The sequence below is a fragment of the Microcystis sp. LEGE 08355 genome (assembly GCF_015207185.1).
GTDB classification, from domain to species: domain Bacteria; phylum Cyanobacteriota; class Cyanobacteriia; order Cyanobacteriales; family Microcystaceae; genus Microcystis; species Microcystis panniformis.
On record NZ_JADEXI010000846.1, the window covers coordinates 1 to 1,497 of the forward strand.

At 38.0% G+C, this 1,497-nt stretch carries 2 protein-coding genes and 1 pseudogene; all 3 read right to left on the minus strand.

Annotated elements, in window-relative coordinates:
• Positions 1-146: 146 nt before the first annotated feature.
• A complete protein-coding gene (locus tag IQ242_RS24595; RefSeq protein ID WP_193961756.1) occupies positions 147-599 on the minus strand; it encodes a hypothetical protein in 453 nt (150 codons plus the stop codon).
• Between the two features lie 30 nt (positions 600-629).
• The gene (locus tag IQ242_RS24600; RefSeq protein ID WP_228021201.1) at positions 630-1,112 is read right to left on the minus strand and encodes a PH domain-containing protein; all 483 of its coding nucleotides are present in this window, start codon (positions 1,110-1,112) and stop codon (positions 630-632) included.
• Positions 1,084-1,497, minus strand: a pseudogene (locus IQ242_RS24605) (hypothetical protein); the annotation flags it as partial. The pseudogene IQ242_RS24605 and the gene IQ242_RS24600, both read right to left, overlap by 29 nt.

A 1,497-nucleotide genomic window follows, 5' to 3' on the forward strand; every position in this document is an offset into this window, starting at 1 on the left:
AATGACTGGTTTTGGCTGTTTATTAACCATTTGTTGTTGGCGAAGTTTTTTAGTTTTTGTGGCTTTTTGGCGCGGGTTAGAATAGAGGGGATAAAAACGCTTGACAGATAAGCTTTGAGGACGTTCAAGAGCTTTTGACTTTGACTTCATTCAAAGGCATCATCAACATAATCTTCCACAGAGTCATAGACATCAGAAACATAATCTTCAACAGAGTCATAGTAGGATTCCACAGAGGTAGAAAAGGCTTCTCCACCGTTTTGCCAGATTCCCCCACTATCGTTATAAAAATGGTTCCATAGTTCTGAACTATCGCCCTTATGTCCATCGTATTCATTGGCGGTTCCTCTCATTCCTGCGTATTGATGATTTTCGTCGATTAGATTACCTGAATCATCGTAGAAACACTCTTGTTGTGGACTTTCAGGCGAAGGGTCTTTATTTTCTAAGTATCCCTCCATTCCCCCGTGAAATGCGTATTTGCCAAAGGTATTGTCATAAGAACTCCATATATCTTTATCTTGTAGTTCTGGACTATCTATTGTGCTGGGACAAGAAGTATTAGTCTCGCCGTTAGTAGATGTGTTTTGGTCAGCCATATTACTATTTCCTTTTTTTGAGATGATTGATTACTGCCAAGAGCCTGGAATATCAGGTCGATTTCTATGTCGCTCAATGTTGACTTGCTGTTGAAGAATTTCATGCAGCTTCAAGGCATCTGTAAGCGAAATTGCCTGAATAACCACGAGTTTGTTGTTTCTATCTGTAGAGTAAATGTAAAGATTTGCTATTCCAAATAAACGATAAAGAAATGGCTTTAAAATGCGTAAATCTGTCACACGAAATAGCCAAACTTCGTCAATTTCTTGGTTAAAAAGTCCCGTAATAGTCCTAAACCGTTGAGTTGTAAACATATATTCGGTTCGTTGTAGAGTTAGGTACTGCCAGGCTATAGAAAAAAGAGGAATTATGAAAATTATTCCACGGAGGTTTTTCCAACTCAAAAATACTGACCAAGCTTTAGGTTTCAAGGCCACGATTGGTTTTTCCGGACGAGGAGCATAGCTCGCTGCAAAAGGGTATTCATTCAATGTCATGGTGAGCAGCTCCATTTTGATATTGAAAATCTTCTACTCTTGATTCGCCGTACACAGTAACGATGGAGAACTTGGTTAATTCAAGGCTAAATTTTTTAACCTGTTCCTGCAATTCTCTCAGTCTTTTTTCTAAATCTTGCATTAGCTCTTTTATTCCCATTTCATTCAGTATTTCTTCCATCATATTGCTATCAGCTAATGAACCTGACCAATATGATGATTTTCTTAGTACTGACTTGAATTCCCATTCTAAGTCATTTAATCTGCTGATGGATTTTTCATGATTTCTGACTTGAGATTCAGCAAATTTTAAGTCTTCTTTAACTGTATTTATTGCCAAGAAATAGGAGGGATTTGGAGCGTTAATAGCCCGGGGATAACTGTGTAGAGATTCTGCTTG